Source organism: Nostoc sp. NMS2 (genome assembly GCF_017115105.1).
Classification (GTDB): Bacteria; Cyanobacteriota; Cyanobacteriia; order Cyanobacteriales; family Nostocaceae; genus Nostoc.
In genome coordinates this window covers 38,125-62,847 of the sequence record NZ_JABXKH010000095.1, presented here as the reverse complement: position 1 = coordinate 62,847, position 24,723 = coordinate 38,125, and the positions used below count along the sequence as shown (strand labels likewise).

The window sequence follows — 24,723 nt, the reverse complement described above, 5'->3', positions numbered from 1 at the left end:
CAAAACTCAGTCTGAGATTGTTTATGCACTTTGGCAAGAGGGTTACGCAATTCAAAATTCAAAATTCAAAATTCAAAATTAAGAAATGTAGTATTGGTAAGCATTCTATCTCTTGACTGGATGCAAATTAAATTAAGAGAGGCTTCACTCTTGTCTTCTGTTCTCATCCCTCAGCCTCTTTTAATTTGTGCAACTTTAAGCATAGAGAATAGAGTTATGCTAATTTTTATGAAGATTTAATAATTAGGCGGGAACACTATGAGTCTGGAACTTTCTGCGTCGGTGAAATATTGGCTGAATTTCTTCCATCCGGTGCTGATGTGGGCGCTATTAGTACTTTCAATCTATGCTACCTACTTGGGGCTGCAAGTACAGCGTACCAGAAATGCTCAGGGGGAAGAAAAGAAAGAACTGATTAAAGGTAGATATAACGTCCGACACTACCAAATCGGGTCTATACTCTTAGGTTTGATGGTAGCAGGTGCAATTGGAGGGATGGGTATCACTTACATCAATAACCAAAAGTTATTTGTCGGGCCTCACCTACTGGCAGGACTGGGTATGACGGGTATGATTGCATTTTCTGCTGCTTTGTCCCCTTATATGCAGAAAGGGGCAAACTGGGCACGCGCAACTCATATTTTGCTAAATTTCACGCTTTTGGGACTTTTTGCTTGGCAGGCTGTTACTGGTGTGCAAATTGTCCAAAGACTTCTTACTAAATCTTAGTCATTTGTCCTTATCTTAGTCATTTGTCCTTTGTCATTACTGTATGAGAAATGACAAAGGACTGTTGACTCAGCGCTTTTGTTGGGAATTTTCAGGTAAGGGGATTTCCAAAGATTTCTGAAAATCTTGCTGAACTTTGCGTGTTAAGCGGCGAGAGACTTGGCGGACGATTTGGTTAAGTAAGCGATCGCCTGTAGATTGAATTATAGACTTGGGTAATCGTTGAATAAACCGGGGAAAGTGCAAATCAACTACTAAATCCAATTCCCATTCAACTCTCGTAACCTCGCCGCTACTGCAAGCATCGTTTTCTATTAGCTGTAGAGATGCCCGATAGTCTACGTCATAACCAGGCGCTTGGTAATCAGGAATGGGGATTGTACGGATGCGGTAAATACCTTCCTCTGGAGGCAACAATTCCAAACCAATTTTTGGTTCTACCTCATAACCGAAAGCACCAAAACGACCAATTACTAAAGCATAGCCATTTTCCCCAAGTAATTGCACCTTCATGGGTTCAGCACAACGAGAAAACCATGATGAGTGAGTATTAAGATACTCAGCAACCTTCTCTGCCGGGGCAGGCATTTCCATAAAATCTTGATAACGACCGTAAAATTTTGTAATCGTCGCTACATTTGCTTGTGTTAATGTGTCCTTGGCTTCTTCTTGGCTGGACACTACAGGTAAAACTGCTTCTGTTATTTCCCAGGATTTATATTCGCCTTGTCTTGAAAGCATAAATGCATTACTGTATATTTTGGCGTTCGTCTATATTAATAGTTCCCCACGTTCCTGGGTCATTTCGCATCAATATCTCATTTTGACCAAAACCTCATTAATCTGCCATCAACTCCATAGAATTACTAAAATAAAGAACAAAACAAGCACACAATAGTTTCCCAGGATAACATCTTTCATGAAAGCATTTGTAGCAGGGGCAACCGGTGAAACAGGTCGCCGGATTGTGCAAGAGTTGATAGCGCGAAATATTCCCGTCCGGGCTTTGGTGCGGGATATAGAGAAAGCTAAGGGTATTCTGTCTCCTGAAGCCGAGTTGGTTGTAGGCGACGTATTACAACCAGAAAGTTTAAATGCTGCGTTGGGAGATAGCACAGTTTTGTTAGTTGCGACTGGTGCAAAACCTAGTTTTGACCCCACTGGCCCCTATAAAGTAGATTTTGAAGGGACTAAAAATTTAGTAGAAGCTGCCAAAGCAAAGGGAATTGAGCATCTTGTCTTTGTTTCTTCTTTGTGTACTTCGCAGTTATTCCATCCACTGAACTTGTTTTGGCTGATTTTGGTGTGGAAAAAGCAAGCTGAAGAGTATATTCAGAAAAGTGGTCTTACTTATACGATTGTGCGACCTGGTGGGTTGAAGAATGAAGATAACACTGACGCGATCGTGATGCAGAGTGCAGATACACTGTTTGACGGTAGTATCCCTCGGCAAAAAGTCGCCCAAGTTGCTGTTGAGGCGCTGTTTGAAGCAGATGCACGCAATAAAATTGTCGAAATTGTTGCTAAACCTGAAGCAGCCTCAAAAAGCTTTCAGGAGCTATTTCAACAGTGCTGATATCCTTGAGGATTCTATTCCCCAAAATGATCGGCTCAAATCCGATCGATCGCACTTTGTCAAGTAGCTTGCTTCATCTAAAATTGATCGCTCCATCTGACACCTAAGCGACTTCCAAGAAATAAATTATCCAATCTTGTGGGGTGGGCGTCTCGCCCGCCCATAGCCAAGGGCGGACAAGATGTCCACCCCACAAGAAGTAATTGAGTATTTTTTTATTTGGAAGTCCCTAAAACGTAGGGTTAAATAATTCGTAATTCGTAATTCGTAATTCGTAATTAAGTTTTGTGACGGGGATTTAGACCCCGACCCAAAACGCGCTGTCTGTAGAGACAGGGGACTTAAACCCCCAAAGTTCGTTAAAGCGCCGTATGATTAATGCGCTTTAACCCTATACTCATTTACCATAGACAAGCGATCGCTATTTTATTGCCTTCATTTCCACAAACAGCGATACAAAATCACTTTTATTGCGGGAAGTACTCACTATTAAAAATCTCTTCGGGAGTAAAAGGGCATTGTTCTGGAAAAATCTCAGGGGATAAACCTGTTTTTTGAATTGCTTGCCTTCTGGCTTTAATATAAACTGCACCTAAGCAGTTAAGAGAATAATTATAAAGTGTTTTGGAACGAAAAGAAAACTCTAGTTCATCACGGAAATTAGTTATTTCTATTTGCCAGCCTCGGTGACAATTTTCTTTTTCAGTTTCCCAATAACGATAAAGTAAAAGATGAATTAATAATTGTTTTAAGTAACTTTCTACTTTTCGTCTTTGTTCAATTCCCAAAGCTTCAATTTCTTCTGTTAAATGTTGCCAATCAAGATTATCAATATCTTTATTTTCTAATTGTTTAAGTGTTGTTTCTACCCATAAATAATAATCTTCTTCATAAAGGGTAGGCTCAACAGATTTTAATATTTCTGTTGTCATAGCTAATCGCAGGGAAAATCAACTATGCTAACCATAACATAATTAGTAAGCGTAACTCTTTTACTTAGTCGCTATTGTTGGGAGTATCTCGCTTGCTATACTGATTCATACCCTTTTTTCCTAATTACTAAAAAAATGAAGAAATGGGAATAATGACTAACAATCAAATGTGAACTTTATCAGAATAAGTTCGTCGATGATTTTTGTTAGCAAAAAGAGCAAATTTGAAGGAGTTAGACTCTGAAAGGCTTTGAATTCAAAGGTGTTGAAAAACTTATTGGGCCAATAGCTGCGCTTCTTGGCTTTGTGTATTTGTTGCAATGGTATATTGGAGACTTGCGATCGCCTTCCGATCCCATCTTTGAAAATAAACAGCCGCCTTTGGTGATGAAACAGGGCGACCCCTATATCCGCGCTTTAATGCGAACCATCTCGGCGAGTGAAGCGAGTGGAAACCGTCCCTATTCGCTGTTGTATGGTGGACAACAAGTTAACGACCTTAGCAGACATCCTGAGATATGCGTCACAATTGTTACAGGCCCCAACACAGGTAATTGTTCTACAGCTGCCGGCAGATATCAAATTATCAACATTACTTGGTATCGTTTAGCCCCTCGTTATCACCCAAAGCCGATGCAGATGATGTTTTGGACTGCTTATAGTTTTGAAGCAGAATATCAAGATGTAGTAGTTTACCGTTGGTTAACTGATTCTAAAGTTTGGGGAACTGATATTTCTAAAATGTTGCGTCAGGGAAAGTTAAATGATGTTTTGCGGCGGCTCTCTCCGACTTGGACAAGTTTAGGATACGGTATAGAAACTAATTCTGTTAGTAGCTCTTTAACTAAGATTTATCAGAAAATGTTACAAGAAGAATTAACCGCAGCAAATCAACGAACAGCCCCAAAATTGAAACCATCTTCAACTACTTCCAGTAAGCCAGTAAAGAAGCAGTGAGGCTATCCTAATTTTTAACTTGCTGAATCTAAAAAATCTTTGATATTTTCTACAAATGCCAAAGTATTTTCAAAATGAATATTATGTCCAGCATTACTAATTATTTTAAACTGTGAAAACTTACATAAGTTAGCCATTTCTTTATTAATAGATATAAATTTTTCATCATATTCACCAGCTAGTAAAAGCATTGGTATTTTATTCTCTTGTAGCTTTTCCCACAAAGAAGGTTGAGATCCAGTCCCCATGAAGTGCAATGATTTATCTAATTCATGTGGATTGTTCTGCAACCTACTTTCTATCATGCGATCGTATTCTGGATGATTTTTTATATAACCAAAAATTGGTTGATTGTACCAATTTGACAAAAAATTAGCAAAATCAGTTTTAATAATACTTCTGCTTAATTTTCTAGCTATTTGAGCATCATGTCTAACTCGTTCTAATCGTTCTGCTTCTGTTGCTAAACCTGGGGAAGCTGATTCTAATATGACTTTAATAAAATGTTCTGGGAAGTTCAGAGTTAGGTATAAAGCTAATCTTCCGCCCATCGAATAACCAATTAAGTGGCATTTATCTATTTTTAATTCATCTAATAAATTGATTATTGCTTGAGCGGTGGGTTCCATCTTATAGTATTCATCACCTCCTAAAACTTCGGTTTTACCATGTCCTGGTAAATCAAGAGTGAGATAAGAAAAATCTTCAGCTAGCAATTTTCTAGCTTCATCAAATTCATTAATATTTCCTATAAAGCCGTGTAAAAAAACAATTAGAGGCTGATTTTCATTGAAATTTAAATAATAGTTAAAAATCTGATTTTTTGAAGTCATGTTTGGAAGATATGTATAAAATCCAAATGCCAAAACTTCCCTACTATAATACAATTTTGAGGGTATATTTACTCACTCGCAACTGCTTTATAATTACCCAGGCTGCCAGCGATGAGTGTGAGACAATGATGTTAATTTTGGCATAAAAAAACTTTTGCCTGAGTAAACATACCAAACTCTACAAAATGTCTAGTTAATTTTTTTTAAGGTAAAAATCGATCTAAAGCAGCTTTTAACTGTTTAATTTCAACGTCAATATTACCCTCTTGTGCCGCTCTAGCAATACATTCAGTTAAATGTTCATCCAAAACAATTCGCGCTACCTTATCCAATGCACCTCGGACTGCGGCAATTTGCAGTAGAACATCAGGACAAGGGCTATTTTGCTGCACCATTGTTTTAATACCACGAACATGGCCTTCTATACGCGATAATCGATTGGCAATTCGCCGTAAAGACTCTTCGCTATGGACGTGAGGATGAGCAGGCTCTCCAGTCCCATGAGTATGATCTGTATGCTCGTGGTTTGTATCATTATGCTGCGAATGTTCTGCTTGCTGGGATATTGGCAAGGATTTCTTGCCTAATGGGTTTGATCCATTCATGGGTTATCCAAGGACTTGTAATACTAAGATCCTAGCCTAGTACTCGACTAACCCAAAATTTATGGGTGGGGAATTGGGAATTGGGAATTGGGAATTGGGAATTGGGAATTGGGAATTGGGAATAGATTATTAATTTTTCTCCCCATTCCCCCTCTAATACTAACGATTGACTTTTTCTTGAGGAATAATTTCTGTTACTACCCTACCGCTAGAACTGCCACCTTTAACAACAATATTTTCTGTTTGCAGATTACCAACAGCTGTTTCACCTGTAAAATTTAACGGTGGGTCAACTTGCCGATAAAGCACATTTCCTTGAGCTTCAACTAACTTATTGTCTAAATACCAAGTTAATGTATTAGATTTTAAAGACTGGCGACGCTGACCAATGGCGTTGACGTTACCTGTTAAATAAACCGTTTTTTGCGGTATTTTCATTTCACCTTGATTGGCGGTTACAGTCAGATTTTCGACACGCTGAAACATCCGCACAGGGGAATTTGTAGTAACAGTTTCTGCGTTCATGTTCCAGGTAATAGAGTTACTAGCTATTTGCACCGGTGGGTCTAGTAAGTCTAATTGAGCATTCTGTTGAATAGTGGCAATTTTTGTTTTTAAGTTGACTTCGGCAGAATTTCCCTTACCGCGATCGCTAATCTTACCATTTTTGTAGCGGTCAATTTGTAGGGGGCGATCGCCAATCAGTTTTTCTTCTTTAATATTCCAGATTAAATGCTCGGTTCTTACTTGTAATTGGGGATCGGCAGAATTTGCAACTACCCCTCCAGAAAATTCCATCCGCTGTTCGCGGGTTTTAACTCGCGCTTCTTGTGCTACAGCTTGTAGTTGTTTATGACTACCATTAATCTGCTTGCGGACAATCAACAAATCTTCTTTGGGCCGCCATTCTAATTCATTGCCTTGCAATACAACACCATTTGTAGGGTCTGTGGCAAATATCTTACCTTTAAGAAACAACTGCTTGCCATCTTGTTCAATATCTGCGACATCTGCCTTGATTTGGTAAACTACTTTACCATCTTGATATAGTTCACCATAAGGACTTTCAGCTTGACCAATTTGTTTTTCTTTGGTGTATTTTGCTTGTTTAGCTCTGACTTTCCAAATTGGTCTTCCTACTTCATCTGCCTGTTCTAGGGTGACATCAAAGAAGGTTAAATCGCTATCTTGCTTAGATGAAGCCGCAGGATTTTCTTGAGAAGCTGAAGGGGATTTACCTCCACAACTTACTAAACCAAATATCAATAAAAAAATCAAAGGTAAAAAAAGGAAGGAGGGAGTGGGGGAGTAATTTTGAATTTTTTTCTCCCCCTGTCTCCCTCTTTTATGAAATTGATAGGCCATTATTCTTGGATTTCTAGGTGTCCATCACTAGTTCTTGGGTCTTCCAAAAAGCCGATACCAGATAACGGCCGGTATGGATAGCTTTGGCGAGGGGTTTTTTGAATGTCTTCTTTGATGGCTTCTAAATCGATGTAGCGATCGCTTACATTAATTAAGCTGTCACTAGTCATCGAACGCAAACTTACCACTTCTACCCGCACGCCGCGATAGCTAACTGAATTGACTGCATAAGCCAAATCCCCATCACCGCTCACTAAAACTGCGGTATCATAAGAATCTACTAGCGCCATCATGTCTACTGCTATTTCTACATCCAGGTTAGCTTTTTTAGAGCCATCTGGTAGCTGGACTAAATCTTTAGCAATGACTCGATAGCCATTGCGACGCATCCACAGCAGGAATCCCTGTTGCTTCTCGTTCGTCCGGTCTACACCAGTGTAGAAAAAAGACCGCAGCAGTCTAGAACCTCCGGTTAATCGACACAATAGCTTCGTGTAATCGATCTCAATCCCTAGTTGCAGTGCAGCGTAAAATAGATTTGAGCCGTCAATAAATATGGCGACCCTACCCCGATTCTCCAAAACTTGTTCTGGCGTAAATATTGAATCGGTTTCAAAATTATTCAACATCATTGTGATACCTCGATTTTTATCCCTGTTATTTTTGATACAAATTACGAACTTTTAGATGCTAGTCACAGCGGCTTATGATAATGTTCCGGGGTTAATATAAATTAAGCCCCGATAAATTTTTTGAGAGAATAAGAAGTTGAACAAAATCAGAGTTTGATAAGGGCTAATCGTTTTTCGGGGGTTCTATTCGCTTAAAAACTGGTTGGAATGTACCCAAGTGTTGTTTACTAGATAGTATCCCCCATGTCGCATGAGTGGCAAAAGGAGCGGTAACTGAACTTTGTATTTGATCGTTAAAGTTTATTCCAAAGCCCAGTTGCTGATAAATATCGCTACTGATGTTTGGAATAATTGGGGATAGCAGATAAGCTGCTAGTCTAACTGATTCTAGAACTGCGTAGAGAACTTTTTCCACGGACTCTTGCTGTCCCTGTTTATATAATGACCAAGGAGCTTGTTCATCAATAAACTTATTACTGGCTTGTGCCAGTGAAAGGATAGCGCCGCAGGCTTGACTGAAAGCTAGTTCGTTATATGCTTCTTTCACCTGTTCTCCTAGACGTAAACCAATTGCTTTCAAAGGATTTTCGTCAGGAATTCCTTCATTGCCGATTGATGGAACATTATTGTCAACGCAGTATTTTTTCACCATGCTCAAGGTGCGATTGAGCAAATTACCTAAATCATTTGCCAAATCTGCATTCAGAACATTAATGAACCTTACTTCATTAAAATCTCCATCCCTGCCAAATTCGATTTCCTTAAGGAAGTAATAACGAACGGCATCACTACCATAGCGTTTAACTAACGCAACAGGATCAAGGGTGTTACCCAGACTTTTCCCCATCTTCAAACCATCTTTGGTCAAAAAGCCATGCCCAAATACTCTTTCTGGTAAGGGTAAGCCACCTGACAACAACATTGCTGGCCAATAAACTGCATGGAAGCGCAAAATATCTTTACCAATTAGGTGCAAATTGATTGGCCACCATGTTTCTAAAGCATTTGCTAAAGTCGGTTCTGCATCTGGTTCGAGTAATGCTGTGACATAACCTAGCAGCGCGTCAAACCAAACATAAAGGGTGTGTTTGGGATCAACTGGTACGGGAAAACCCCAATCTAGATTTACCCGTGAAATAGAAAAGTCTTGCAGCCCTTGATTGACAAAGCTGAGAACTTCATTCCGCCGACTTTCTGGTTGAATAAAATCGGGTTTAGATTGATAAAATTCTGTCAGCTTAGTTTGATATTTGGATAAGCGGAAAAAATAGTTTTGCTCGTCTCGCCACTCCACTTCTTTGTTAGTATGAATCGGACAACGATGTCCTTCTAGCAGATCCCGTTCTTCTTTGAATTCTTCGCAGGATACGCAGTACCAACCCTGTTGTTGTCCTTGGTAAATATCACCAGATTCCCAGACTCGCTCAAAGAATTCTTTGATGATCGCTTCATGACGAGGTGCAGTAGTCCGACTAAAGCGATCGTATTGAACGTCTAGTAACTGCCACAAACTAATGAAACTAGGGACAACTTCATCACAAAACTCTTGTGGCGCTTTGCCTAAACTTTCTGCCGATCGCTGAATTTTTTGTCCGTGTTCATCTGTACCTGTAATTAGTAATACCTGATGCCCTAGCAGCCTGTGAAATCGCGCCACTACATCTGCTGCGATCGTCGTATAAGCACTGCCTATATGGGGGATATCGTTTACATAATATAGTGGTGTTGTCAGTGCAAATGTTTTTTCTGTTTTATTCACTAGATTCATACAAAATAAAAATTAACTTATTAAAACCTTTTACATCTTGCTTTTGTGGGCAAAACCACGCGATTATACAATAATATTTCCATTTTTTCCAATAACACCTTAAATAGTAGCAAATTTATCAGGTCAAAAATGGTTTTGTAATATGTATCTATTCAACTTATTTTTGCCTATAAGAGGGAAATGAACTAATCATAATTTTTTTGAATACTTTCTATTAGAAAATATTGTGATCGAGAATACATAATATAGAATGCAAAAAATTTAGCTGGTCTTGTGGATTAGATATTTCTATCTTAAGACGGTCATGGCAATAGTAAAGAAATGTAAAAATTAAGTTAAGATAAACCGCCATATTTACCGGAAAAATATATTGATTAGGTATGAGTCGAAATAGCCCCCTAGAGATTTCTCGCGCTTTGGTGGCGGCATTCTCAACACAAATGTTTCGCTATTATGAGGATCGCATTCCCCAGGATGCTAGCGTTTTGGTAGTCAGCAATCACCGCAGCTTCATGGATGCACTGATTTTAATGGCGGCGTTATCAAATCCGATTCGCTTTGCTTGCCATCACTATATGGGACAAGTACCAGTAATGCGGGAGATTGTCACCGGTCAATTGGGGTGTTTTCCTTTGGAGGAAACTCAAAACCGCCAACAAAGCTTTTTTTCGCAGTCGCAGTTGCTATTGCAGTCTAAGCAGATGGTAGGAGTGTTTCCAGAAGGGACTGAACCAATGGTGAAATTTACTCAGCCAAACCAGGTGGGTGAGTTTCAACGGGGATTTGCCCATTTAGCATTGCGAGCGGATGTGCAGGATTTAGCAATTTTGCCGATCGCGATCGCTTCCTTAGAAGAGGTAAACACCAATGGTTTTCCCTTAAGGCTTTTGAGTGTATTTGACCCTTCAGAACCTTTATTTAATCAAGCTGGTTGGCATCCTTTGGTAATTTATCGTCGGGTTGCGGTGTTAATCGGTCGCCCTTATTGGATTACACCCCAACATCAAAAAAAATATCACGGGAAACAAGCCAGAACTGTTGTGGCTGAACTGACAGAACACTGTCATGGTGAAATTAGCCATTTACTGCGTCAAGGTTGCTATTAAAGCTATTCGATTTTGGATTTTAGACTTCGGCTTACTTCGACTTCGCTCAGTACAAGTCGCTCAGTCGAACGATTTTGGATTTTGGATTGTCGCTACGGCTTTGAGTCGCTTTCTCGGAGAGATTTTTTGTTTTTGGTCAAAAGCAGTGAACTTCCTTCAACAATCAACAGTCCAAAAGTTTTATACCATTAACTAATGACCAATACTTCGACTACGCTCAGTACAAGTGACTAATGATCAATGACTATCTCTGAAGTTGAGTTAAAGCCTTGTTTCCTGACTCCTAAACGAGTACAGCCAGAGTATCCGTTATTGGTATATTTGCCAGGAATGGATGGAACAGGTCAATTATTGCGATCGCAGACTGCTGGATTAGAAACTGGCTTTGATGTCCGTTCTTTGGCGCTCCCCCGTCAAGACCTTAACACTTGGGATGTGCTAACTCAGAGTGTATTGGACTTGATCGACGCTGAATTAGAAAAAAGTTCTCAGAGGCCAGTTTACTTGTGTGGTGAGTCCTTTGGTGGTTGCTTGGCGATGAAAGTGGCAATTCAAGCACCCCATTTATTTAAGCGAACTATCTTAATTAACCCAGCTTCGTCCTTTCGTCTTCGCCCTTGGTTGAGTTGGGCATCCCAACTTACTTACTTAGTGCCATCAGGATTGTATGATGTTGGCGCACTGGGGTTGTTACCGTTTTTGGCATCTTTGCCCCGTATTTCTCGGAGCGATCGCCATGAACTGCTGAAAACCATGCGTTCTGTACCAGCAGAAACCGTTCTGTGGCGATTGTCTTTACTGCGAGAATTTGATGTTGATGAGGAAAAGTTAAGTCGCTTAACTCAACCAGTTTTGTTGATTGCCGGTGCTAGCGATCGCCTTTTACCTTCTGTAACTGAAGTGAAGCGCATAGCAAATATCTTACCAAATAACAAGATTGTGGTGTTGCCCCATTGCGGACACGCTTGCTTGCTAGAGCAAGATATTAATCTCTATAAAATTCTTAAGGATAACGACTTTTTAGAAAATAATGCTGATATAAATACAGGGCTAGAGGTGAAAGGATAGGGTGAGCGCCTGCTTCCAAAAAGAAGTTAAAATAAACAAACTGCTTTTCTACGCCGGAATTATTTCTCATCTGGAAACAGACTGGAGACTCAAATGACCCCAGCAGCAATGTCTGGCGACAAGCCGCAAAGCGTCTACGCTACACCCCATCAAGAATCACCCCTGTTGTTTGAGGGACTGACGTGGAGAGAATTCAAAGCAGTTGAGCAGTTGCTAGACCGTCCAGGATATAGGCTCTCTTTCCTGAATGGAGTTTTGGAGATCCGAAGAATGCCTGGAGAACCACACGAAACCATTAAGAAAAGAATTGCTGCATTGGTGGAACTGTACTTGCTTGCGGCTGGGTTTGACTTTATTCCCACTGGTTCAATGACCTTAGAAAGTGAAGTGGGTGCTGTCAAGCGTGAGGCAGACGAATCTTATAAACTGGCTCCAGGTCGAGTGCGTCCCGATCTGGTGATTGAGGTGGTGTTTACCAGTGGCGGTATCGACAAGCTGGAGGCATATAAGCGGCTTTTGATTCCAGAAGTGTGGTTCTGGGAAGATGGTGTGTTAGAAGTTTATCACCTACGGAAAGAGGACAAGGCACTTCACTATGAGAGGGTTTCTAGTAGTGAAGAGGTCAAAGGGATGGATCTGGATTTGTTGTTACGTTGCATTCTTATGGTGAATCATCTGGATGCCATTAAGACTTTTCAGCAGGCACTTCAAAAATAGCTGGCGATCTGCTTGAATTTCTAATTGCGTGATGCCTGCGGCAACCCAGAAAATAGTTAATCTTAAACTGATATTTACGTTTATAGAGGGATGTAAAGCCGCTTATAATTCGCTACAAATTTAGAAAGAGGCTTTACAGAATTGGTGTCAAGTAATGGCAGATAAACCCCAACAAGAAATAGTAGTGAATAAATCAGTTAATTCACCCAGAGAAACTTCAGAAATAAAGATCCAGGCTCAATCATCAGTAGAAAGTGAACCGTCTGCATTAGCGTCTTTTGTTATAAGTGTTGCTCAAACTGGCAAAGCAGTTTTAGATACAGCAGTAGAAGTGGGAGAAGCAACAGCGAAACAAACACACAAGTTAATTGAGCAAACAACTCAAACCAGTGGTCATGTTGTGAATAGCCTCAGCGAAAATTGGCTAATTAGAAAACTATCTGGAGTATTAAATTTAAATTGGCTAATTGGTGATGTTAACCTTGTTGATTTGGAAAAAGCAGAAGCGGCGGTAAATAAACTCAAGCAAAAGTATCCAAATGAATCACCTAGCGAGATTGCTCACCGAATCATGGTGGAAAAAGCGACTCAAGCAGGCACTATTGGATTAGCTACTAGTATTTTGCCAGGAATAGCAGTTGCATTGTTAGCAATTGATTTAACAGCAACAACCAAATTGCAGTCAGAAATGCTTTATCAAATTGCATCTGTCTACGGGCTAGATTTAAAAGATTCTGCCCGTAAAGGTGAAATTTTGGCAATTTTTGGTCTGGCATTAGGTGGAGGTCGTCTTTTAAAAGCTGCGGGATTAGGATTACTGCGAAATGTGCCCTTAGCGGGTGCAGTTATTGGAGCTAGTTCAAATGCAACAATGATCTATTCATTGGGTTATGCTGCTTGTCGATTTTATGAAGCCAAGCTGGATGAATCAACTTCCCTAGCATCGCCACAGACTCTGGCAACATTAAAAGCAGAGAGTGAAAAGTATCTCGAAAGTGCGATCGCTCAAGAAGCTGTCATGGATCAAATCTTAGTTCACATGATTTTGGCTAGCCATCCAGACAAGACTTTGGCAGAAATTTTGCCAGAATTACAAGCTCTAAAACTCAGTCCTACCTCGTTAGATGCCATTGCCAAAAATATCAAATCACCTAAGTCTTTAGATATACTCCTCAATCAGCTAAATCGTGATTTTGCCATACCCTTGCTGGCTCAGTGTAAAAAAATTGCCCAGCTTGACAATAAGACTACACGACTTGAGCAAGAAATAATCGCAGCGATCGCCAACAAATTTGACATTGATACAACAATTGGGGCATAGGACATTGGGTAGAGGAGGTAAAAGAGTGGAGTTATGAGCGGAGTTCACGAGTATCAAAGACAGAACTAGTGCAGCGTGGCAGAAATAACTATCCAGTTTAAAAAGCTTAAAAACCTCACTGTATAAGATTTCTTCCCTTCTGCCTCCTTGCACTACCCCTTTAAAGGTGATTTAAAAGGTTGAATGAGGCTCAACATTTTTAATAAGTTTAAACCCTGCCAATTCGTTCGAGTTTGGCAGGGTTTTGTAGTGTTTTATTAAATTAATTTTCTGTCATTAATCTTTCCAAATATAACTACCTGTCTTTGTTTAGAACCTTTTACTTTTCTAACTCGAACTTTAAGTTGCTGTTTCTCAAGCCTAATTTTTTGTCTAGTTAATTCCTGAGCTATTAATTCCTGAGCGCGGCTTTCAATTTTAATTTGGCTTTCTATTGGCTGTTCTTCAATTTTTTCTCTTAAGCTTTTGCCCATTCTTCTTACCCTTCTTCTTTTAGCTTTTTAAGATGACTCTTGTACCGTGCATCAGCCTTTTGAATTAAGTGTTTATAAAAAAGTTTTTGGCTAATACCGGATTTGTCACCTGCAACCAATAAAATGGCTTGTCTCAATGGGTCAAAAGCAAACGCCACACGCCAAACACCACCAAAAGCTGAGAATCGTAACTCTTTCATATTTCCGTACTTCGACCCTTTGAGCGTATCAACATAAGGACGTTTTGCTTGTGGGCCAAACTTTTCTAATACCTGAGCCGTAGCAAGCAACTCATTTTTTACTTCTTGAGGTAGAGCATCGAACTCAGACTCGAAATCATCATGAAACTCAACTTGCCATTCCACTAATTTATTATGGTTAAAATGTCATACATTTTCAAGAGTATATCGATTGACACTCTCAGCACTAAATTATGGTTACTGGCCCCCTGATCCCTTATCTCCCCTATCTCCCCTATGTCCCTTACCTCATCCTGAAACAAGAATTTTGAGCAATACTGGTACAAGAAGGAATATTTACACAAAATCCCGAAATGACAATTCAACCTAGTGATAAGCCTTTGCTAGAGTGGGCAGGCGATAGTTTGGCAATTGGATTATTTGAAGATGCAGTAGAGTTAACCGGAGAACTGGCAACTTTAGATCAAAAGTTTTCTGGAGTCTTAAAAGAACTAATTGCTGAAGAAGAATTTAAAGGTAAAGCCAACAGTACCATCTTCACTCGTGTCAATCCTGGTAGCCCAGTGCGTAAATTGATTTTGGTAGGATTGGGTAAACCAGATGCACTAAAACTCGACACTTTGAGACGCGCTGCTGCTGCTGTAGCCAGAGTAGCAAAAAAGCAGAAAAGCAAAATTTTGGGATTTAATTTTCCATTATGGAATAACGATCCAGCCGCAAGCGCCCAAGCGATCGCAGAAGGTGTTGAATTAGCACTTTATCAAGATATTCGTTTTAAATCAGAACCAGAAGATAAAGGATCGCAAATAGAAACCGTAGATTTACTAGGTTTCGGTGGACAAGAAGCAGCCATTACCCTCGCCAATCAAATCGTTTCCGGGGTAAATTTGGCACGGCAGTTAGTGGCAGCACCAGCCAATGCGGTAACACCAATTACTTTAGCCGAAACTGCTCAAGCGATCGCCAAGGACTACGGTTTACAAGTAGAAATTCTGGAAAAAGAAGACTGTGAAAAGTTGGGGATGGGTGCTTTTTTGGGAGTAGCGCAAGCTTCCGAGTTGCCACCTAAATTCATTCACCTGACTTACAAACCAGAAGGTACACCGAAAAAGAAACTAGCAATTATTGGCAAAGGTGTAACCTTTGATTCCGGCGGACTCAATATTAAAGGTGCTGGTAGCGGCATCGAAACCATGAAAATGGATATGGGCGGTGCAGCTGCTACCTTGGGGGCGGCAAAAGCAATTGCTCAAATTAAGCCAGATGTTGAAGTTCACTTTATCTCGGCGGTAGCTGAAAACATGATTAGCGGTCGCGCCATGCACCCTGGAGACATTCTCACCGCATCAAATGGCAAAACAATTGAAGTGAACAACACCGACGCAGAAGGACGTTTAACCTTAGCAGATGCCTTGGTGTATGCCGACAAATTGGGCTTGGATGCGATCGTCGATTTAGCCACCCTAACCGGTGCCAACGTCGTTGCCTTGGGTGATGATATTGCTGGTTTGTACACTCCCGATGATGCCGTAGCTTCTCAGATTGAGAAAGCTGCCCAAACTTCAGGAGAAAAGATTTGGCGGATGCCAATGGAAGAAAAATATTTTGAAGGGCTAAAGTCTGGCATTGCGGACATGAAAAATACAGGGCCGCGTCCAGGTGGTGCAATTACTGCTGCCCTTTTCCTCAAGGAATTTGTCAAAAAAACCCCTTGGGCGCATTTAGATATTGCTGGCCCAGTGTGGGCAGATAAAGAAAATGGCTACAACGGGGCAGGGGCAACAGGCTACGGCGTTCGGACGCTAGTTAACTGGGTGTTGGGGATTGGGGAGTAGGGAGTAGGGGGGATGTGGTTCGACTTCGCTCACCAACCGGGGGATGAGGGAGCAGGGGAGAAGTTGCAGTAAGTATTTTTCCCTCTGCCCCTCTGCTCCTTTGCACCTCTGCCTCTTGTGCCCAATGCCCTGTTTGGCCAATGCCCAATCCCCAATGCCCCATTCCCCATTCCCTAATCCCAATTCGTGCTATCTTGAGCTTGCCAGCAAAAATTGTTGCAATAGTAACAGAAATAATTTGGCGGTGAGAAAGTTAAGCTTTTTCGGCAAAGCCATCTGGTAAAATTTATAAGGTTTCTAAAAGCTCTGAGCAATGGGATCGACTCGTGTACGGATCGCAATTGACGCAATGGGAGGGGATCACGCACCCGGTGAAATCGTTGCTGGCGCACTGCGAGCAAAGGAAGAATTGGGTGTAGATATATTACTTGTTGGTGATCCCCAACAAATAGAAGCTGCCTTGCCGCCAAAAACGAATTTAGGGCAGGTGGAGATCGTTGCTGCTGAGGAAGCGATCGCAATGGATGAGGAGCCTTTAAATGCAGTTAGACGCAAACGCAAGGCTTCTATCAATGTGGCAATGGATTTAGTCAAGCAGCAAAAGGCAGATGCCGTGTTTTCTGCCGGTCACTCTGGGGCAGCTATGGCATCAGCTTTACTCCGCTTAGGGCGATTGCCGGGAATTGATCGTCCAGCGATCGGGACTGTTTTTCCGACAATTGTTGCTGGTAAGCCAGTGTTAGTCCTTGATGTCGGCGCAAATGTAGATTGCCGTCCAAAGTTTTTAGAGCAGTTTGCCGTCATGGGATCGGCTTACAGTCAGTATGTCTTAGGTACAACCGAACCGAAAGTGGGTTTGTTGAATATCGGCGAAGAAGACTCTAAGGGCAATGATGCAGCCGTCCGCGCCCACCAACTGCTCCGCGAAAATTCTCAAATTAATTTTATTGGCAATGCCGAAGGGCGTGATGTGCTTTCCGGTCGCTTTGATGTAATTGTCTGCGATGGCTTTGTGGGCAATGTACTGTTAAAATTTGCCGAAGCAGTTGGAGAAGTGATTCTGCAAATTCTGCGGGAAGAATTACCCCAAGGATTGCATGGTCAAATTGGTTCAGCATTCTTAAAACCAAACCTGAAGCGAGTTAAGCAACGGATGGATCATGCAGAACACGGTGGTGCTTTGTTGTTAGGCGTGGCAGGAGTTTGTTTTATCGGTCATGGTAGCTCACAAGCACCTTCAATTTTCAATGCTATTCGCATGGCTAAAGAAGCCGTTGACAACCAGGTGCTACAAAGAATTCAGTCCCAATATATCCTAGAGCGCGAAAGCGGTTAGTCATTAGTTATTAGTCATTGGTCATTAGTCATTAGTCATTTGTAAAGCACAAAGGACAACTGACAAAGGACAACTGACACAGGACAAATGACAAAGGACAACTGACACAGGACAAAAGCTGATAGCTTGGGAGATTAGGAGTGCAAAATTTAGGCATAGCAATTACCGGAAGTGGCTCGGCAGTACCAGCAATTTCCCTACACAACCAGACATTGACTGAACTAGTTGAAACATCAGACGAGTGGATTGCCACAAGAACTGGAATTCGTGAGCGTCGATTAGCTGTATCATCTGAGTCCTTAAGTGGACTAGCTACTGCCGCCAGCAGTCGAGCGATCGCAGCTTCAGGAATTAAACCAGAAGACCTAGACCTGATTTTGCTAGCGACTTCCACCCCTGATGATTTGTTTGGTAGTGCTTGTCAAGTACAGGCTCAATTAGGAGCTACCAACGCAGTAGCCTTTGACTTGACAGCAGCCTGCTCTGGCTTTGTGTTTGGTTTGGTTACAGCAGCCCAATACATTAGAACAGGTGTCTATAAAAATGTACTTTTGATAGGGGCAGATATCCTCTCTCGTTGGGTAGATTGGCAAGATCGTCGCACTTGTGTACTATTCGGCGATGGTGCAGGAGCGGTAGTATTGCAGGCTGCTAAAAGCGATCGCTTATTAGGATTTGCCCTTAAAAGTGATGGCACTCAAAATCATCACCTCAACCTTGCTTATACAGGCGCTTCCCAAGTATTACTCCCCGGTGTAAATATCACTAAAGGCACTTACCAACCTATTACTATGAACGGTAAAGAAGTCTACCGCTTTGCTGTGCAAAAAGTGCCAGAAATCATAGATAAAGCCTTATTTCAATCTAATCTTAGCGTTGACCAAATAGATTGGCTAGTGTTACATCAAGCTAATCAGCGCATTATCGATGCCGTTGCCCAACGCCTAAATATCCCAGAACATAAAGTTATAAGTAATCTCGCCCAGTATGGTAACACCTCTGCTGCTTCCATTCCCTTAGCTTTGGATGAAGCAGTGCGGCAAGGTAAAATTAAACCTAATGACATCGTTGCTACATCCGGCTTTGGTGCCGGTCTTACCTGGGGCGCGGCAATTTTTCAATGGGGAAAATAAATATTTTGTCCTTTGTCATTAGTCATTTATCCTTTGTTAATGACCAATGACAAATGACCAATGACCAATACTTCGACTACGCTCAGTACAAGTGACAAATGACAAATGACAAATGACTAAAACTGCATGGGTGTTTCCCGGACAAGGATCTCAAGCGCTGGGAATGGGAATAGACTTATTAGATATACCTTTCGCTAAAGATAAATTTGCCCAAGCCGAAGAAATTTTGGGCTGGTCTGTAACCAAAATCTGTCAAAACGAAGAAGCAAAGTTATCACAGACGCTATATACTCAGCCAAGTCTTTATGTGATAGAAAGCATTCTTGCCGATCTTCTCCGAGAACGAGGACACCAGCCAGATTTAGTTGCTGGTCACAGTTTGGGAGAATATTCTGCCCTTTATATAGCGGGTGTCTTTGAGTGGTCGGCTGGTTTATATCTAGTAAAGCGTCGTGCAGAACTCATGGATAGTGCCGTCGGTGGGATGATGGCAGCTTTGATGAACTTTGACCGCGAACAGTTGGAAAAAGTCATTTCCCAAACCCCTGATGTAGTTCTAGCAAATGATAATAGTTCGGCTCAGGTGGTAATTTCAGGCACGACTGAGGCTGTACAAGCAGTGATGACTCAAGTTAAAGCCAAGCGTGCTATTCCCCTAAAAGTTTCTGGAGCATTTCATTCACATTTAATCGCGCCAGCTGCTGCGGAATTCCAAGACATTTTAGACTCTGTGGAATTTCAACCAGCTACTGTGCCAGTCTTATCTAATGTCGAACCAATTCCGTCTATTGATGCCGAGATTTTAAAGGAACGTCTGAATAAACAAATGACTGGTTCTGTAAGATGGCGAGAAATTTCTCTGCAATTACCAGCTAACGGTATCCAGCAAGTAATGGAAATTGGGCCTGGTAAAGTTCTAACTGGCTTGATTAAACGTAGTAGCCCTGACTTAATATTAAAAAACATCCAGAGTGCTGCTGATTTACCAAACAGAATTCAGGAGGAGGTAGTGCGGTCTTGGGGTCTCCCCAAGTAGAGCAACTACCGTTCAGAATGGGCTAAACCCTAGCTATCCGCTAACAAAATTCATGCTGAAGTACTGAAATTATGTACTTGAAGGAGCGATAAAGGTAGAGCTAAAACGAATCCTTGATAAATTTTCATCAACCTGCGAAGTTAGCTTCAATCGGTAAGATTACGACAAATTCTGCGCCTTTTCCTATTGTGGATATGCTACATCGGTAGCTGGATCAAAAATTCAGTACCTTCGCCTGGTTGAGAATTTACCTCAATCACTCCTCCATGTTTTTCTGCGATAATTTGCCGAGCGATCGCTAATCCTAATCCCGTCCCTTTACCCACACCTTTTGTAGTAAATAAATGGTCAAAAATCTTTTGTTTTACTTCTTCATTCATTCCCTGACCGTTGTCAGCAATAGCAATTTCAACGCCTTGATTTTTCAGAGAAGTTTTAATTATAATTCTGTTGGGATTAGACTTAATCTCTTCAAAATTTCGTCCTCTATTTGATTCATCCAGCGCGTCAATAGCATTAGCAAGAATATTCATAAATACCTGATTTAATTGCCCAGGAAAACATTCAATTTGGGGCAAATTACCATACTCAGTTATCACTTCAATTGCTGGACGTTGTTCGTTAGCTTTGAGGCGATGTTTGAGAATTAAAATCGTACTGTCAATACCTTCGTGGATGTTGAATGCAACTTTGTAATCTTTATCTGCACGGGAGAAAGTTCTTAAACTAGTGCTGATATTTTTCAGGCGATCGCACGCTATCAGCATTGAATCTATCATCTTTGGCAAGTCTTCTAAAGTATAATCCAAGTCAATTTCTTCTGCATGTTCTTTGATTTCATCACTGGGATTTTCTAAGCTTTCTTGATATAGTTTTAAATGTTCAACAATATCAGCCAAATTAGGTTTAGCTTGTTTGAGAGTAGCTGAAATAAAACCGAGAGGATTATTCATCTCATGAGCAACTCCAGCTACTAAATTACCCAGTGCTGACATTTTCTCACTTTGGACGATTTGTAATTGTGCTTGTTGTAAATCTTGTAATGCTAGTTCTAATTCTTGAGATTTATGGATGATAATCGCTTCTGCTTTTTGACGTTCACGGAGTGCAGCTTGCTGTTCGCTAATATCTCGTACTATTGTTAATCCATGCAACTTACCTTTATACAAAAAAGGTAATGCTTTCACTTCAACGTCAAAATAACTACCATCCTTCCGTTTACCAATAACCTGAGCAGAAAATTCTTTGCCTACTCTGAGATTTTCTAAAAAGTTACTAAAGAGATAGAGATAATCTGAATGGATGAAATCTTGTGGTTTCAGATGCAGCCATTCTTCTTGAGAATAACCATGCATCTGGCAATTAGTAGGATTACTCGCAATTATATTTCCTGTTTCTAAATCGCAGATTGATAATCCATCATGAACGCTTTCAAAGATACTGCGATACTCTGCTTCTTTTTGAGAAATTTCCCGGATTTTTTCTTGCTGTTGAGTGAATAGTTGAGCGTTTTCTAAAGATATTGCAGCTTGAGAGGAAAGTAGTTGAATAATTTTTTGACGTTTTTGGGTAAATACTTCGGAGGCGATTTTATTTTCTAAATATAAAATACCTATCAAATTCCCTTGATTCATAATTGGCGTGCATAAAACACTCTGGGGTTGATGTTCTATCATGTATTCCCCAATCAGCCCAGGAATATCTGTTTGGCAATTATTGATCACAACAGTTTTTTGAGTATTCTTGACATAATTAACAATGTTGATGGGAATATCTTGATAAGTTTCTAGTGGTTGTGTGTTGAGAATAGTTTGGATTGGCTCTAGGGAATTTTGCTGATCATTAATAAAAGTAATTGCTCGGACTTGGCAATTACCTGCTTGAGGGAGAATTAATACAGATTTTTTTGCGCCGGAATTTTCGAGGATAATTTTGGTGAGACTGGCAACGAGTTGATCTAACTCAATAGTGCTGGAAATAGTTTGAGAAGCTTCGAGAACGGAGGTAAAATCTAGAGTATCGGAAATACTGCTGCTACTGCTGTAAGTAGATGAGGTATTTGATGTTTGAGCAATAGAAGCGATGGTTTCTAGAGGATTGAGGTGCAGTCGTCGCTGTTGCAATATCGGTTGGAGTAGTTGAGGATAACGTTTTTCTAAGTCATTGGTTTTGGCTTTTGCTCCCCAACGAGCATAACAATAATAAGCTTCCTGCATATATAGTGCAGCAAATTTTTCTTTACCCCAATCGAGGTAAAATTTAGCTGCTAGTTCATTGGCTAATGCTTCTTCTTGAATGTAGCCGTTAGCTTTGGCAAGAGAAATAGCGCGATCGTACAAATCACCTGCTTGATAATTCTTGCCTAAAACTCGGTATTTTTCTGCTTCTATCAAGTCAACTTGATGTTGGTAATTCATGGGTGTATAGTGCGCCCATTCAGCCAGATTAGTTTGATGAGTTTCCGCTAAAGCGAGACTGTTTGCTTGCTCAATTTCTGAGAGCGTAGAGAATTTTGCTAAGTAGGTTAACCCAGCATAGAAATGGAAAATCGCAATATGAAATAATCCGGGGATTGCGATTAAATAGAGTTTGGCTTGAGTAATGTAGTCTAGGGCATTGTTATAGTTGCCGAAGAAATAGGCAAGCATCAATTTATAGATATAGAGATTAGCGATCGCAGTCAGTTCATTATCTTGATAGTGCTTAGGAATCATTACCGTTTCATCGTAAGCAGTGCCAATTAATAAATCCGGTTGATTGACAGTTTCTCTCCAGTTATGGACTACCTGTTGTGTGATCTTCAAAATAGCCAAAGTCAAACCTTGCTTTAATCGAGCGAAGACAACACAGTAATTTTCCATTTCTGGTTCCCAATCATCTAGACAGACTCCAGCCAATAAATTAGCAGCAAAATAATTCAGTGTGCTGTAGCCAGCATTGAGAAAATCACCTGTTTCCATTCCCGCCAGATAGCTGTTTTTCAGCGTTGGTATTACTGCCCTCAGTGCTTCTTGACGATGCTGGAGACAACTGGCAAACCAAACTAAAACTATGCACTTGAGTTCCCGCACATCTAACCGTTCGAGTAAGCTTAATCCCACTCGTCCAAAGCTATAGCCCTTTTCTACCTCTCCTAAAAAAACACACAGCACCATGCCATAGCCTGTATACCCGATGGTTGATGCAGGTGCATTGCCAAATTGCAGTGATAAGCTCACCATTGTGGAGCAAAGCAGAGGTAACAAGTCTGACTTTGCCTGAAAAATAGGTGCAAACAGCGTTGTTAACAGTTGCATCGCCGCAATTGTCTCTTGGTTACTCATCACAGGTAGGTTAACCAGTTCCTGAATCTGTTTGCCTTGGAGTCGCTCGGCAATAGTTTGTAGTGCAATGCCAGTCAAGGCTGCGTCAGGTTCAGATGAGAACTCAACCCCCAATTGTACTAGGGCTTGTTGTCCTACAGCGATCGCTTCTAACATCTGACTTTGGCTTGTCAGTGCTAAGATTTGAGTTTCATAAATTTTAACTTTGTCTAGTATTGTTTTGGCTGATTGCAACACCTGGGTTGCCATTTCTGCCATGCCATCTAAATCAGCATTCAAGTAGGCAGTTTCAGCCGCAGCCACATAAAGATTCAGGGTTAATTCATACTGATTTTGCCAACAGTTTTGGGTGAGCAATTCCAGCCCTGTTTGCACAAAATTCCTGGCAGATGAATAGGCTGTAGAATTTTTGGCTTTTTGTCCGGCGGCTAAGTTAAGTTTGGCTAAATCTTCTCGTTCGTTTGGTTGAGTGATTAATTCAATTCCGATATTCAAATGCCCGACAATATCAAATAGCTGATCTTCTTTTTCGATCTGTGATAAGTTTTGTTGGAATAATCGTCCGATTTTGAGGTGAGTTGCCTGTTTTTGGTCGTCGCAAATCAGGGAATAAGCAGCTTGTTGGACGCGATCGTGCAAAAATTTGTATGTAATTGTCATTTGTCCTTGGTCATTGGTCATTTGTTTTAGTTCGTCTACTAATGACAAATGACTATTGACTAATGACTCTTGTTGATAAAATTTATAAACTTCACCACTAGGCAAAACCAAACCTTCTTGTAAAGCTTTCCATAAATATGCTGCTGTTTCTACCTCTGATTTTTCAGAAATAATTGCCAAATTTGTTAAATCAAAAGAATTACCAATGCAAGCAGCTAACTGCATCACATCTTGAGTTATTTTTGGCAATTTTTTTAATTGAAAAGTCATAAAATCAACAACATCATCCGTAACTGCTAGCTGAGTTACTTGAGTAATTTCACATTGCCAACAACCTAATTCCAAATTAAATTGAATAAATTTATCTTGATGTAATGCTTTGAGAAATTGGGTAACAAAAAATGGATTACCTTGAGTTTTCTGAAATATCAATTGCGATAGAGGTAAAGCTGCATTTTCTGCACACTTTAGGGTATCAACTACTAATTGATTCACTTGTACTTCATGCAGTGGTGCTAAAGTAATCGTATTAATGGTTGCTGATGTTTTGGCAATTTCACTCAAAGTCAACATGAATGGATGTACTGGAGTGACTTCATTATCACGATACGCCCCAACGATCAAAAGATGAGCGGTATCAGCTATTAATAGTTCTATTAATTTCAAAGATGCTGAATCTGCCCATTGCAAATCATCTAAAAATATGACTAATGGATGTTCTTTGTTAGTAAAAACTTGAGTAAATTTTTGGAATAATAAATTAAAGCGATTTTGAGCAGCTATTCCTGATAACTCTGGTGCAGGCGGCTGTTTCCCAATAATTTTTTCCAATTCTGGGATGACTTCAATAATTACCTGTCCATTCTCTCCCACAGCTAATAATATTTCTTTTTTCCATTGCTGAATTTGCAGATCATTTTCTGTTAATAATTGTTCCATCAAATCCCGAAATGCTTGCACAAATGCACTAAAGGGGATATGGCGTTGAAATTGGTCAAATTTACCTTTAATAAAATAGCCGCGTTGCCGCACAATTGGTTTATGAACTTCGTTAACAACGGCAGTTTTACCAATTCCCGAAAACCCAGCTACCAGCATCATTTCTGTTGCACCCAAGC

The 24,723-nt window shown here is 40.6% G+C and carries 22 protein-coding genes; 12 read left to right on the top strand and 10 right to left on the bottom strand.

What is annotated here, in order from left to right; all coding sequences use genetic code 11:
• Positions 1 to 258 precede the first annotated feature (258 nt).
• Complete coding sequence (locus HWQ36_RS17520; RefSeq protein WP_292704964.1) at positions 259 to 729, top strand: DUF4079 domain-containing protein; 471 nt, start codon at positions 259 to 261, stop codon at positions 727 to 729.
• 69 nt (positions 730 to 798) lie between these two features.
• Here the strand turns inward: HWQ36_RS17520 and HWQ36_RS17515 are convergent, their stop codons facing one another.
• Positions 799 to 1,470, bottom strand: coding sequence for a DUF1997 domain-containing protein (locus HWQ36_RS17515; RefSeq protein WP_292704963.1), 672 nt, complete (start codon positions 1,468 to 1,470; stop codon positions 799 to 801).
• A 178-nt stretch (positions 1,471 to 1,648) separates the two neighbouring features.
• Here HWQ36_RS17515 and HWQ36_RS17510 point away from each other — a divergent pair, with 178 nt between their 5' ends.
• Positions 1,649 to 2,305, top strand: a complete 657-nt coding sequence (locus tag HWQ36_RS17510) for an NAD(P)H-binding protein (RefSeq protein WP_292704962.1) — start codon at positions 1,649 to 1,651, stop codon at positions 2,303 to 2,305.
• A gap of 467 nt (positions 2,306 to 2,772) precedes the next feature.
• On the opposite strand, the gene HWQ36_RS17505 is transcribed toward HWQ36_RS17510, so the two are convergent.
• Positions 2,773 to 3,237 (bottom strand): DUF29 domain-containing protein, encoded by a 465-nt coding sequence (locus tag HWQ36_RS17505; RefSeq protein WP_292704961.1) that lies wholly within the window; start codon positions 3,235 to 3,237, stop codon positions 2,773 to 2,775.
• 306 nt (positions 3,238 to 3,543) lie between these two features.
• Between HWQ36_RS17505 and HWQ36_RS17500 the strand changes: the two genes are divergently transcribed.
• Positions 3,544 to 4,194 (top strand): glycoside hydrolase family protein, encoded by a 651-nt coding sequence (locus tag HWQ36_RS17500; RefSeq protein WP_292704960.1) that lies wholly within the window; start codon positions 3,544 to 3,546, stop codon positions 4,192 to 4,194.
• Positions 4,195 to 4,208: 14 nt separating this feature from the next.
• On the opposite strand, the gene menH is transcribed toward HWQ36_RS17500, so the two are convergent.
• From menH to metG, 5 genes are all read right to left on the bottom strand, one after another.
• A complete protein-coding gene (gene menH / locus HWQ36_RS17495) occupies positions 4,209 to 5,027 on the bottom strand; it encodes a 2-succinyl-6-hydroxy-2,4-cyclohexadiene-1-carboxylate synthase (protein WP_292705010.1) in 819 nt (272 codons plus the stop codon).
• A gap of 203 nt (positions 5,028 to 5,230) precedes the next feature.
• Positions 5,231 to 5,632 carry a metal-sensitive transcriptional regulator gene (locus tag HWQ36_RS17490; protein ID WP_292704959.1) on the bottom strand — a complete coding sequence of 134 codons (402 nt, stop codon included), beginning with the start codon at positions 5,630 to 5,632 and terminating at the stop codon, positions 5,231 to 5,233.
• 159 nt (positions 5,633 to 5,791) lie between these two features.
• Positions 5,792 to 6,997: an LPS export ABC transporter periplasmic protein LptC gene (lptC, locus tag HWQ36_RS17485; RefSeq protein ID WP_292704958.1), complete on the bottom strand. Its 1,206-nt coding sequence runs from the start codon at positions 6,995 to 6,997 to the stop codon at positions 5,792 to 5,794.
• Positions 6,997 to 7,626, bottom strand: a complete 630-nt coding sequence (locus HWQ36_RS17480) for an NYN domain-containing protein (RefSeq protein WP_041565095.1) — start codon at positions 7,624 to 7,626, stop codon at positions 6,997 to 6,999. The genes lptC and HWQ36_RS17480 overlap by 1 nt, the downstream gene beginning before the upstream one ends.
• A 166-nt stretch (positions 7,627 to 7,792) precedes the next feature.
• Positions 7,793 to 9,397: a methionine--tRNA ligase gene (gene metG, locus HWQ36_RS17475; protein WP_292704957.1), complete on the bottom strand. Its 1,605-nt coding sequence runs from the start codon at positions 9,395 to 9,397 to the stop codon at positions 7,793 to 7,795.
• Positions 9,398 to 9,777: 380 nt separating this feature from the next.
• Here metG and HWQ36_RS17470 point away from each other — a divergent pair, with 380 nt between their 5' ends.
• From HWQ36_RS17470 to HWQ36_RS17450, 5 genes are all read left to right on the top strand, one after another.
• Positions 9,778 to 10,503 carry a 1-acyl-sn-glycerol-3-phosphate acyltransferase gene (locus HWQ36_RS17470; RefSeq protein WP_292704956.1) on the top strand — a complete coding sequence of 242 codons (726 nt, stop codon included), beginning with the start codon at positions 9,778 to 9,780 and terminating at the stop codon, positions 10,501 to 10,503.
• Positions 10,463 to 10,699, top strand: a complete 237-nt coding sequence (locus HWQ36_RS17465) for a hypothetical protein (protein ID WP_292705017.1) — start codon at positions 10,463 to 10,465, stop codon at positions 10,697 to 10,699. Before HWQ36_RS17470 ends, HWQ36_RS17465 begins: the two co-directional genes overlap by 41 nt.
• Before the next feature lie 44 nt (positions 10,700 to 10,743).
• Positions 10,744 to 11,571 (top strand): alpha/beta hydrolase, encoded by an 828-nt coding sequence (locus tag HWQ36_RS17460; protein WP_292704955.1) that lies wholly within the window; start codon positions 10,744 to 10,746, stop codon positions 11,569 to 11,571.
• Between the two features lie 93 nt (positions 11,572 to 11,664).
• Positions 11,665 to 12,288 (top strand): Uma2 family endonuclease, encoded by a 624-nt coding sequence (locus tag HWQ36_RS17455; protein ID WP_292704954.1) that lies wholly within the window; start codon positions 11,665 to 11,667, stop codon positions 12,286 to 12,288.
• Positions 12,289 to 12,442: 154 nt separating this feature from the next.
• On the top strand, positions 12,443 to 13,609 hold the full coding sequence (locus HWQ36_RS17450; protein ID WP_292704953.1) for an EcsC family protein: 1,167 nt from the start codon (positions 12,443 to 12,445) through the stop codon (positions 13,607 to 13,609).
• 257 nt (positions 13,610 to 13,866) lie between these two features.
• On the opposite strand, the gene HWQ36_RS17445 is transcribed toward HWQ36_RS17450, so the two are convergent.
• Positions 13,867 to 14,082 (bottom strand): hypothetical protein, encoded by a 216-nt coding sequence (locus HWQ36_RS17445; RefSeq protein WP_292704952.1) that lies wholly within the window; start codon positions 14,080 to 14,082, stop codon positions 13,867 to 13,869.
• Positions 14,083 to 14,087: 5 nt separating this feature from the next.
• Positions 14,088 to 14,447 carry a type II toxin-antitoxin system RelE/ParE family toxin gene (locus HWQ36_RS17440; RefSeq protein WP_292704951.1) on the bottom strand — a complete coding sequence of 120 codons (360 nt, stop codon included), beginning with the start codon at positions 14,445 to 14,447 and terminating at the stop codon, positions 14,088 to 14,090.
• 188 nt (positions 14,448 to 14,635) lie between these two features.
• Here HWQ36_RS17440 and HWQ36_RS17435 point away from each other — a divergent pair, with 188 nt between their 5' ends.
• From HWQ36_RS17435 to fabD, 4 genes are all read left to right on the top strand, one after another.
• Positions 14,636 to 16,117, top strand: coding sequence for a leucyl aminopeptidase (locus HWQ36_RS17435; protein ID WP_292704950.1), 1,482 nt, complete (start codon positions 14,636 to 14,638; stop codon positions 16,115 to 16,117).
• Positions 16,118 to 16,430: 313 nt separating this feature from the next.
• On the top strand, positions 16,431 to 17,453 hold the full coding sequence (plsX, locus tag HWQ36_RS17430) for a phosphate acyltransferase PlsX (RefSeq protein ID WP_292704949.1): 1,023 nt from the start codon (positions 16,431 to 16,433) through the stop codon (positions 17,451 to 17,453).
• A 140-nt stretch (positions 17,454 to 17,593) separates the two neighbouring features.
• Complete coding sequence (locus HWQ36_RS17425; protein WP_292704948.1) at positions 17,594 to 18,586, top strand: beta-ketoacyl-ACP synthase 3; 993 nt, start codon at positions 17,594 to 17,596, stop codon at positions 18,584 to 18,586.
• 112 nt (positions 18,587 to 18,698) lie between these two features.
• Complete coding sequence (gene fabD, locus HWQ36_RS17420; RefSeq protein ID WP_292704947.1) at positions 18,699 to 19,622, top strand: ACP S-malonyltransferase; 924 nt, start codon at positions 18,699 to 18,701, stop codon at positions 19,620 to 19,622.
• 197 nt (positions 19,623 to 19,819) lie between these two features.
• Here fabD and HWQ36_RS17415 read toward each other — a convergent pair whose 3' ends face one another.
• The gene (locus HWQ36_RS17415; RefSeq protein WP_366829197.1) at positions 19,820 to 24,706 is read right to left on the bottom strand and encodes an AAA family ATPase; all 4,887 of its coding nucleotides are present in this window, start codon (positions 24,704 to 24,706) and stop codon (positions 19,820 to 19,822) included.
• Positions 24,707 to 24,723: the final 17 nt, after the last annotated feature.

What these genes read in the sequence shown, in the direction of transcription:
- HWQ36_RS17480 (WP_041565095.1), bottom strand. Translation starts at nt 7,626, where the DNA reads ATGTTGAATAATTTTGAAACCGATTCAATATTTACGCCAGAACAAGTT.
- HWQ36_RS17515 (WP_292704963.1), bottom strand. Translation starts at nt 1,470, where the DNA reads ATGCTTTCAAGACAAGGCGAATATAAATCCTGGGAAATAACAGAAGCA.
- HWQ36_RS17505 (WP_292704961.1), bottom strand. Translation starts at nt 3,237, where the DNA reads ATGACAACAGAAATATTAAAATCTGTTGAGCCTACCCTTTATGAAGAA.
- metG (WP_292704957.1), bottom strand. Translation starts at nt 9,397, where the DNA reads ATGAATCTAGTGAATAAAACAGAAAAAACATTTGCACTGACAACACCA.
- fabD (WP_292704947.1), top strand. Translation starts at nt 18,699, where the DNA reads ATGACTAAAACTGCATGGGTGTTTCCCGGACAAGGATCTCAAGCGCTG.
- plsX (WP_292704949.1), top strand. Translation starts at nt 16,431, where the DNA reads ATGGGATCGACTCGTGTACGGATCGCAATTGACGCAATGGGAGGGGAT.
- menH (WP_292705010.1), bottom strand. Translation starts at nt 5,027, where the DNA reads ATGACTTCAAAAAATCAGATTTTTAACTATTATTTAAATTTCAATGAA.
- HWQ36_RS17455 (WP_292704954.1), top strand. Translation starts at nt 11,665, where the DNA reads ATGACCCCAGCAGCAATGTCTGGCGACAAGCCGCAAAGCGTCTACGCT.
- HWQ36_RS17465 (WP_292705017.1), top strand. Translation starts at nt 10,463, where the DNA reads ATGGTGAAATTAGCCATTTACTGCGTCAAGGTTGCTATTAAAGCTATT.
- HWQ36_RS17470 (WP_292704956.1), top strand. Translation starts at nt 9,778, where the DNA reads ATGAGTCGAAATAGCCCCCTAGAGATTTCTCGCGCTTTGGTGGCGGCA.
- lptC (WP_292704958.1), bottom strand. Translation starts at nt 6,997, where the DNA reads ATGGCCTATCAATTTCATAAAAGAGGGAGACAGGGGGAGAAAAAAATT.
- HWQ36_RS17450 (WP_292704953.1), top strand. Translation starts at nt 12,443, where the DNA reads ATGGCAGATAAACCCCAACAAGAAATAGTAGTGAATAAATCAGTTAAT.
- HWQ36_RS17460 (WP_292704955.1), top strand. Translation starts at nt 10,744, where the DNA reads ATGACTATCTCTGAAGTTGAGTTAAAGCCTTGTTTCCTGACTCCTAAA.
- HWQ36_RS17510 (WP_292704962.1), top strand. Translation starts at nt 1,649, where the DNA reads ATGAAAGCATTTGTAGCAGGGGCAACCGGTGAAACAGGTCGCCGGATT.
- HWQ36_RS17520 (WP_292704964.1), top strand. Translation starts at nt 259, where the DNA reads ATGAGTCTGGAACTTTCTGCGTCGGTGAAATATTGGCTGAATTTCTTC.
- HWQ36_RS17415 (WP_366829197.1), bottom strand. Translation starts at nt 24,706, where the DNA reads ATGATGCTGGTAGCTGGGTTTTCGGGAATTGGTAAAACTGCCGTTGTT.
- HWQ36_RS17490 (WP_292704959.1), bottom strand. Translation starts at nt 5,632, where the DNA reads ATGAATGGATCAAACCCATTAGGCAAGAAATCCTTGCCAATATCCCAG.
- HWQ36_RS17445 (WP_292704952.1), bottom strand. Translation starts at nt 14,082, where the DNA reads ATGGGCAAAAGCTTAAGAGAAAAAATTGAAGAACAGCCAATAGAAAGC.
- HWQ36_RS17435 (WP_292704950.1), top strand. Translation starts at nt 14,636, where the DNA reads ATGACAATTCAACCTAGTGATAAGCCTTTGCTAGAGTGGGCAGGCGAT.